This window comes from Nocardia wallacei (assembly GCF_029869545.1).
Taxonomy (GTDB): domain Bacteria; phylum Actinomycetota; class Actinomycetes; order Mycobacteriales; family Mycobacteriaceae; genus Nocardia; species Nocardia wallacei_A.
Window position 1 is genome coordinate 1 of sequence record NZ_JARWQD010000334.1, and the last position, 7,971, is coordinate 7,971.

The following is a 7,971-nucleotide window of genomic DNA, read 5'->3' on the forward strand; positions in this document are numbered from 1 at the left end:
TGTTCGCAGTTGTCGAGAACCAGCAGCACACGGGATCGGCGGGGGGGGGGGGGGGGGGGGGGGGGGGGGGGGGGGGGGGGGGGGGGGGGGGGGGGGGGGGCGGGGGCGGCGCGGCGGCCCCCCCCCCCCCCCCCGCCCCCCCCCCCCCCCCCCCGCGACGCCGTCCCCGCAGGCCGCGCCGCCGGTGCAGGTACCGCAGTACATCCCGGTCGAGCAGTTGCCGACCCCTCCGCCGCCGCGACCCCGCCCTCAACAGCAGGAGGCCATCCAGCCCGACCAGCCCACGGAGGACAGCGGCAGCGAGGGCGGCAGTGCCCCGGAACCGGTGCCTGAACCGGCACCCGAGCTAGTGGTGAACCCTCGGCTGGTGCGGTTCGGCACGGCGGTGGTGGAGGCGCCGGGGTTCGTCCCGGACTGGATGGTGCGCGCAGCGCAGGGTGCCTCCGACGATGCCGAGTGGTGGGCGGCGTATGTGTTCGATCTGATCGGCCATCCGCGTGAGCAATCCGACCATGAAGCCGCCGCGACCGTTACCGGCGCGGTGGCCGGCGGTGTGATCGGTGCGTCGGTTGCCCAGCCCGTCGCAGCGCTGGTGGGCTGCGGTGTCGGCGGCGCAGTCGGCGCGGCCGCCGGTGGGTTCGCAGCGGGTGCGGCCACCGCCGGTGTGGGCGCCCCCGCGGGCGCGGTTGTGGGCGGCCTGGTCGGGTGCGCCGCTGGCTGGTTCGGTGTCGGCCTCGGCGCGTTCGTCGTCGGCGGCGCTGTGGGTGCTGTGGTAGGTGGCGGCGCAGGCGCCGCACTGGGCGCGGATCTCGACCAGCACGGTGGACAGCCGACCCCGGCGGCGGAGATCGTCGCCGACCAGCAGCCGCAACCCGAACACCATGCGCCGGAAGCCCAGGTGCCACCGGTGGTTCCGCCGTCGGCGGATCCGGTGACCGCGGCGGTGGCAGCGGCCGAGGCGCAGGTTGGTGGTTTCGTCGAGTCGGCTCGCGATGCCGTGGAGGCAGTCGCGCCGGTGACCGTCGAGCAGGCCGGACCGTTGGCCGATCCGATCAACGGCGCGCTGCGCTTCGTCCAGGAGGCGGTGCGCTGATCATATGGACGTGCCGCGATGACCGATCCCGAGCTGTGGCGCAGGTGGCTGGACGATCCGGCCGTTGCCCGCGCGCCCTCCGAGCACACTGCACCGCGCCGCGGGCGCCGCGCCCGGACCGGCACGGCCGATCGCAGGAGCGGCGGCCGTGGCCGTCTGCTGGCAGCCGCAGCGGCTGGGATAGCGGTTGCGGTCGGCGTTTTCGTGGCCGTTTCCGCCGGGAGCGGTCAGCGCGGCGGCGATACCGGTCATCCGTACGCGATCGCCACCACTGTGCCCTCGGTCGATTCAGCGGCGGCCACGTCCGTGGCGCCGCCGCCGTTCTGCTCGCCGGGTCAGGTCGGGGCCACTGTGGTGACCAATTCCGCCGGAGACCGCCGTTCCGCGGCGGGCGTGATCGCTGCCTACGAATACGCGTTCTTCGTTGTCCGCGATCCGCGGGCGGCTCTGGACGTCACCGATCGCGGGCCCGGTGTGCCTGCCGAAGCGCAGCTGGCCCAGGCCATCGCCGATGTAGCGCCGGGGGCCCCGTGGTGTGTGTCGATCACCGATCTCGGCGGCGGGGTGTACGAGACCGCGGTCCGGTATCTGCCCGCGCCGGGCCAGCAGCCGGTGGTGTGGCTGCTGCACATGACCGTCACCGAGAGCGACGGCACCAACACCATCGTCCACATCGACGACAAAGCCGGGTAACCAGCGAATTCATAAGGAGCACAAGACATGCCGCACTCTGAGTGGGACATTGCCACCGCTGCTGTCGCCGACCACGCCGATCAGCTACGGCAGATGGCCACACATGGGGAGATCTATGCGTGGGCCAAGGAGCACGATCTGACGACGAGAACACTGTTCCCGAAAGTGAAGGCGCAGCTGCGCAAACAGCTCGGCATCGACTACAACTCGTTGCGCGAGGCCACGAACGAGCAGCGCGCCGAGCAGCTGGCGGCCGCGGCCGCCGATGCACCCGAGATCGTGCTGTGGGCCGCCGGAGACGACGAGGCCGGCACCTTCGCTATCTGCAACGACGAGGGAGAGGTGTTGTGGTACAGCACCTTTCACCCCAACGACCGCTTGTACAAGTCCGGTGATCAGTCCAGTGCGTCGACGTCGGCAGCGGAGAAGGCGGTCTATCTCGCGGGACAGGCGCGCCGCGAGTCGGGAGATATCGACGGAGTCCGGCTCACTTTGCGGGTGTCTGATCATCGTCTCGACACCGCAATCGTCACCGCGGCCGGGGTGTTCGCGCGGGTGCTGGTGGCCGTCGATGTGACCAGCGAGGACAATCCCGCACTCGAGTGGTGCCGGGCACCAGGGTTCAAACACTGGCGCGAGGCCAGGCTGTCCGCGCTCATCACCGGAGCGGAGGTGAGACCGTGACCGACGGTGGGACGCGGCGTGCGGTCATCGGGGTGTTGGCCGCCGTCGTTTCGATGCCGGTACTGGCCGCGGCACCGGCCACGGCCGACGATCGCGCGCCGCACTGCCCGGATATTCACGTGCTCGCGGTGCAGGGCAGCGGGCAGGCGAGAGTGGACGCGCCGACCGAGCAGGACACCGGCGAGCTGGCCGGGGTGATCGTGCCGGTGCTGAACGCCGCCGAGGACGAGGGGTACACGGTCGAGCGCACGTATGTGTCGTATCCCGCCGACACCGGTGCGGCGGGAGTCGCTGCCGCGTACAAGAGTTCGGTGCTGGACGGGTATCAGCGGCTGGCGCAAGTCGCGGGCCGGGTGGTGTACCAGTGCCCGGACACCAAGCTGATCGCACTGGGCTATGCGCAGGGTGGTCAGGCGGTGTCGATGTGGGCGCAGCAGGTCGCCGCGGGCAAAACCGGTCAGGTCACCCCGGATGCCGTGGCGCTCGCGGTGACGTTCGGCGACCCGACCCGCGCGGCGGGAGCACCGCTGTTCGCAAGCCGGCCCGCGCAGGTCGGGCCGGGCCCCTGGCCGGGGCTGGAGCAGGGCACACCGCCGAGCGTCGGCAAGTTCGCGGATCTGTATGTCCCTCCGCAAGGGCAAGGGATCGGCCCGGAGCGTGACATCGCGGCATCGTTCGGGCGGCTCGACGGCCGGGTAGCGCAGTGGTGCCTGCCCGGTGACCTGTCGTGCTCGGCGCCGAAGTCGATCTCGCTGGCACGCGCGGCGCTGGGGGTTGCTGGGCAGAGCAGCGGTGATTTCACCCGTGACCCGTTCGGTGTCGCGGGACAGCTGGCGGCAGCGACGGCGAACACGGTCGCCAGCGGGGTGGCGACGTTCGCGGACAAGGACATTCGAGGGCGCAATCTCGCGAACGTGTACTTCGATCCGGGCGCGTCGATTTCACAGCGGCTCGAGCAGGCCGCTGACCCGCGCAACGCCGATCAGCAGACCGATCCCCTGACCGCGGTGTTGAAGATGGGCCAGATCGTGATGTCGTCGGTGACGTCGTTCCTGGGCCAGGTCTTCAACTCTGGGACCCTCAGCTCACTGATCAATGCCGGGGTTCAGGTGGCGGCGTCGGCGGCCCAGGGAGCGGCGGGCAACGCCGCCAAGGGGATGATCGCCGGGCCGGAGGCTGCGGCGGCGGCAGCGGCGGAGGGCGCTGTGGCCGGGGCTGCTGCGGCGGCGCCGGGCCTGGTCGCGCCGGTGGTGCGGATCGCGGGCAACACACTGACCGCCGCGTTGAATATCGTCCCGCCGCAGTCGGCGGAGAAGAAGGTGTCCAGTGTCTTCGACCTGCTGATCAACGAAGTGCAGGCGAACGCGGATCTGCCTGCGCTGCTGCTGGATTCACGGCTGTGGTCGCAGACCGCGACGCAGGGCGGCTACCGCGCGGACCGGGTGGCCACAGATGGCTCCACCCCGGCCGACATCACCGCCGACTGGATCATCGCGGCAGGCCGCGACTACCACCGGGCCCGCGCGGATTCCGAGACCACGAAGAACTCCGAAAAGGCCTCCGGCGCCCCCTCGCCGACTGCACGCTACGACCGCGGTCCCGGCGGCGCGGTGCAGGCGCCGGTCAGCGACCGGCCTGACCTGTCTGCCGCGGCCACGACCGATACCACCGGAGATGTCCGGCTGTTCACGGCGCCTCCCGTGCCCGCACAGCCCGATGGCTCGCCACCGCCAGCACCCATCGTGTGGATTTCCGATGGTCCGGCCCCAGTCGCTGACCGCCTGGTCGCCGCGGCCGACGGCGACAACCCGGCCGCCGTTCTGATGCGGCTCGGCTCGCCGGTTGTCGCGGCTACCACCGCGATCGCAAAGGCGGCCCCGAAGTGATCCCCCGGTGCCCCGTGATCAAGTTCGTGCGGCGGCTGCGGCGGCCTGTGGTGGTCGCACACATCTGCCGCACGGGCATCGCCGTGCGCGAGCAGCAGATCCCGAGACGAACACCATCAACCTTCGCCCGGCAGGGGGTGACAGCGTGACCGGAAATCCCTTCACCGATGACGACTCCCCCGCTGCCCCCGCCATCGAACGGACCCGCGACGACACTGCGGACCCGGACGAGTCGGCGGCACAGCCACCGGCGCAGGCGGCAGACCCCGACGCATCCGGCACCGAGCAGGAAACGAGGTCGATGTCGGGGCAGTGGCCGCCGCTGTGGTCGGTGATGGCGGCAGTGGAGCACAGCGGAGCGTCCACGCTGGACCGCTGGTGTGCGTGCTCGCGCGAGATCACCCGTGATCCATCGTGGCGGCCCGCACCAGGGCACAGCCCCTATCTGGTGCTGACCGCGCCACGAACGATCGAGGGCATCCGGGCAGCGCGACAGCTCGCCGGCGCACTCACCTCCACCGCGGGCACACCCGCGCGGATCGCCGCGATCGTCGTCACCGCCGGTGGTCCCGACGAACCGCGCGGCGGTATCCAGCTGAAGGAAATGATCGCCGCGGCCGAGGCCGCAGGGGTCCCGATCATCACGGCCGATCACGATCCACAGCTTTCGGGGCAGCTGTGGCCACCCGCAGGAGTCGAGGGCTGGTCACCACAGAGAGCGGACAACTCCGCGATCCCGGCGGTGCTGTCCCGTGTCTATACCCGCGTGTTCTTCACCATCGCCGACCGCGATGCCGAGCACACCACCAAGGAGGCCAAGGAGGCACAGTGAACCGTCACATCGCCGCAGTTCTCGCCGTGAACCAGCCCACCCCCGAAGGTGGACCGTTCGAAGGGATCCTCGGCAAGTTCTTGAACCTGCTGTACTACTTCTCCGGCGTCGTCGCCCTCGCGGCGCTGCTGGGGGCCGTGATCATCTACGCGTATCAGAAGATCACGATGCAGAAGTCGGATGTCCTGAACTACATCGGGATGACTTTGGTGCTGGTCGGGATCGGCGCGGGCGCTGCGCAGATCGTCAATTGGGCGACGGGTACCTGACGTGGCTGTCTTCGCATTACCGCCGCTGGCGTATCAGCCGCTGCCGCCGGAGGTCGTCGACCCGATCGAGCATCTGGCCGGCCAGCTCATCACCATCGTGGGCTACCTCGCTGTCGCCGCGATCATCGGCCTCAGCATCCGCGCGTGGTGGCGCTACGACCACGGCGCCGACGCCGTCGACCTGTGGAAGGAACTGCTGATCATCTGTGCCTGCGCGGCGGTGGCGACCAGCACGTTCGACATCGCCGAGTGGGCATCGCCCTGACCCGAGAAAGTCCACATTCCATGCGTTATTTTCACCGATTTCCTCTCGCGCTCGCCGCAGTGGCAGTGGTCGCGGTCTCGACGGCGTGCGCCGGTGACACCGCGTCCGGACCTTGGTTGACGATCACCGACTATCGCGGCACGGATTGGGTCACCGACGGCACCGTGAAGCCCCCGGCGACACCGGACCGGGAAGACCGCGTCCGCTACCCCCATTCGATGGACGGCGCGGTCATGGCCGCCGTCGATTCCCAGACCCTGCTCGATACCGCGTCGGACACCGAATTCGGCGCCGTCGCGCGCGACTATTTCACTGCCGGAGACGGTCTCAACGCCTACGCCGCCGCCCGCGCCCAGCTCACCGTGCACGGCATCGACCACTCGCGGGTGCCGCGCGTGCGCGGATTCCGGTTCTTCGGCTACGACGACACCACCGCGACCGTCGAGGTGTTCACCGAGCAACCCGACCACTCGGTGACCGGTCTGGTCCGGCGCCTGGTGTGGCTGGGCGAGAACTGGCTGATCCAGCTGCCCGCCCCCAAGACCGAGAAGACGATCACCGCCTACCCCGTGCTCCCCGGCGACGTCAACCCGCTGCCGCAAACCTGAACCCGAATCGATTGTGCCGGAAGATATTACAATGACTCAACGACTTTCCCTCGCCGTCGCAGCCGCGACGCTGGCCGTGATCAGCGCTGTTGTCGCCGGCTGCGGGCGCGATGACAGCGGCCACAACGAATCTGTCGGTGGCGGCGGTGTGAGCGACGGCCCGCTCAAGGACACCGAATGGTTCCGGAACGAGTTCGGCACGCCGTTGCTGGCGGCCAGCACCCAGCTGCAACCACGAGCGGTGGAGCAGGCGAAAGATCCACGGGGCGTGGCGCTTCCGCAAAACCGGGCGGTGCTCGACGGCCCGGTGATGTGGCAGCGGGTGTACTGCGAAGGACTGCCCTTCTCCACCACCGACGGACCGACACATCGGCGTGCCGACACGATTTGGGGCGGATTCGCCCACACTCCGCTGGGAGCGGCGCTCGCGGCCTACCACCTGCGCAACTTCGGCGGCACCGCCGCCGACAAGGGCGCGATCCCGGCGATCGCGGCACCGGAGGACCGTGACCGGATCGTTCCGCAGCTGCAGCTGGATCGCACCGACATCCCAGCCAAGCTGACGAGCCCGGATTGCCTGGCGCAGTACGGGATTCGACGTCCGGCCCGCTGGCACACCGAGGCACTGAGCGGTGACACGACGCTGGTGTCGTTCTGGTACCCGCCGGACGCCGAGCACCGCGGCCCGCAGCAGCAGGGACGCGGCTACAGCTACGACCTGACGGTGACGTGGACCGAGGGCGACTGGTGGCTCACCGAGCAGTCCATCGGCGATATCGGGTATTCCGGACGTCAGAAGCAGCCGACTCCGGCCGACGAACCGGTGGTGTGGCCGAGATGGTGACGCTGCGCCGCGTGGTCGGCCGTGCCCTCGTCGTGGTCGCCGTACTCGTCGGCGCCCTCGTCGTCGGCGCGGCCACCACTGCGGCGCAACCGACATCGGGTCCAGTGCCGCCGGTGAACACGGCACCACCGACCGCTCCGGCAGCGCCGCCGAGCTCTCCAGGCGCGACGGCAACGACCACGCCCGCTGCTCCCGGTGACGCTCCCGCCGACGACGACGACGATTGTTCCGGGCATATCAAAATCCCGGGTATCGACGCGTGCACACCGCTCCCGTCACCGGGACAGTACGCCGAGGACGCGGTGACCGACGCCGGGAAATCGGTGTTGTCGGATCTGGTCGATTGGGTGCTTCGCGGCTACGTGTGGATCACAAAGTACGCATGGCAGCTGTTCGTGTCGGTCGACGTCGACGCCACCGGGTCGACGACCGCGGTACAGAAGGTCAACGACATGACCGGGTCATTGCAGGTCGTCGCTGTCGGTCTGGGCTTGCTGGTCGCATTGATGCAGATCCTCGTGCAGCGGATGATGCTCACCGGTGACAACGCAGCACCGGAGGCCTTCGCCGGATTTCTGCGGTGGGCGCTGTCGGCGACGATGGCGGCGCCGACGCTGCTGGCCCTGTCTGCGGCCAGCGACGCCTTGGCGCAGTGGATGTTCACCAGCGCGGCGGGGCCGGGGGGGCCGCCGCAAGTGGTTTTTTGGCTGGAGGGAGCGCGGTGAGGGCGGGGTGCGCGGCGGGCGGCCCCGGCTGTCAAATACCAAGCGGTGTGGTTGGTGGGGGGTTTGGGCATG

Annotated in this window: 10 protein-coding genes; all 10 read left to right on the forward strand. The window is 69.9% G+C overall.

Features of this window, described 5'->3' with window-relative positions; translation table 11 throughout:
• Positions 1 to 367 precede the first annotated feature (367 nt).
• Positions 368 to 1,093 carry a hypothetical protein gene (locus QH290_RS30385; protein ID WP_280386612.1) on the forward strand — a complete coding sequence of 242 codons (726 nt, stop codon included), beginning with the start codon at positions 368 to 370 and terminating at the stop codon, positions 1,091 to 1,093.
• A gap of 18 nt (positions 1,094 to 1,111) precedes the next feature.
• The gene (locus tag QH290_RS30390) at positions 1,112 to 1,786 is read left to right on the forward strand and encodes a DUF8176 domain-containing protein (protein ID WP_280386613.1); all 675 of its coding nucleotides are present in this window, start codon (positions 1,112 to 1,114) and stop codon (positions 1,784 to 1,786) included.
• 27 nt (positions 1,787 to 1,813) lie between these two features.
• A complete protein-coding gene (locus QH290_RS30395) occupies positions 1,814 to 2,470 on the forward strand; it encodes a hypothetical protein (protein ID WP_280386615.1) in 657 nt (218 codons plus the stop codon).
• Complete coding sequence (locus QH290_RS30400; RefSeq protein WP_280386617.1) at positions 2,467 to 4,356, forward strand: cutinase family protein; 1,890 nt, start codon at positions 2,467 to 2,469, stop codon at positions 4,354 to 4,356. Before QH290_RS30395 ends, QH290_RS30400 begins: the two co-directional genes overlap by 4 nt.
• Before the next feature lie 145 nt (positions 4,357 to 4,501).
• A complete protein-coding gene (locus QH290_RS30405) occupies positions 4,502 to 5,188 on the forward strand; it encodes a hypothetical protein (protein ID WP_280386619.1) in 687 nt (228 codons plus the stop codon).
• Positions 5,185 to 5,457, forward strand: a complete 273-nt coding sequence (locus tag QH290_RS30410) for a hypothetical protein (protein WP_280386621.1) — start codon at positions 5,185 to 5,187, stop codon at positions 5,455 to 5,457. The genes QH290_RS30405 and QH290_RS30410 overlap by 4 nt, the downstream gene beginning before the upstream one ends.
• Before the next feature lies 1 nt (position 5,458).
• Positions 5,459 to 5,722 (forward strand): hypothetical protein, encoded by a 264-nt coding sequence (locus tag QH290_RS30415; protein WP_280386623.1) that lies wholly within the window; start codon positions 5,459 to 5,461, stop codon positions 5,720 to 5,722.
• 59 nt (positions 5,723 to 5,781) lie between these two features.
• A complete protein-coding gene (locus QH290_RS30420) occupies positions 5,782 to 6,330 on the forward strand; it encodes a DUF8175 domain-containg protein (protein ID WP_280386625.1) in 549 nt (182 codons plus the stop codon).
• 31 nt (positions 6,331 to 6,361) lie between these two features.
• Complete coding sequence (locus tag QH290_RS30425) at positions 6,362 to 7,174, forward strand: DUF8175 domain-containg protein (protein ID WP_280386627.1); 813 nt, start codon at positions 6,362 to 6,364, stop codon at positions 7,172 to 7,174.
• The gene (locus QH290_RS30430; protein WP_280386629.1) at positions 7,159 to 7,899 is read left to right on the forward strand and encodes a hypothetical protein; all 741 of its coding nucleotides are present in this window, start codon (positions 7,159 to 7,161) and stop codon (positions 7,897 to 7,899) included. Before QH290_RS30425 ends, QH290_RS30430 begins: the two co-directional genes overlap by 16 nt.
• Positions 7,900 to 7,971: the final 72 nt, after the last annotated feature.

Excerpts from the sequence above, each read along its gene's own strand:
- QH290_RS30425 (WP_280386627.1), top strand. The coding sequence starts at position 6,362 with ATGACTCAACGACTTTCCCTCGCCGTCGCAGCCGCGACGCTGGCCGTG.
- QH290_RS30395 (WP_280386615.1), top strand. The coding sequence starts at position 1,814 with ATGCCGCACTCTGAGTGGGACATTGCCACCGCTGCTGTCGCCGACCAC.
- QH290_RS30390 (WP_280386613.1), top strand. The coding sequence starts at position 1,112 with ATGACCGATCCCGAGCTGTGGCGCAGGTGGCTGGACGATCCGGCCGTT.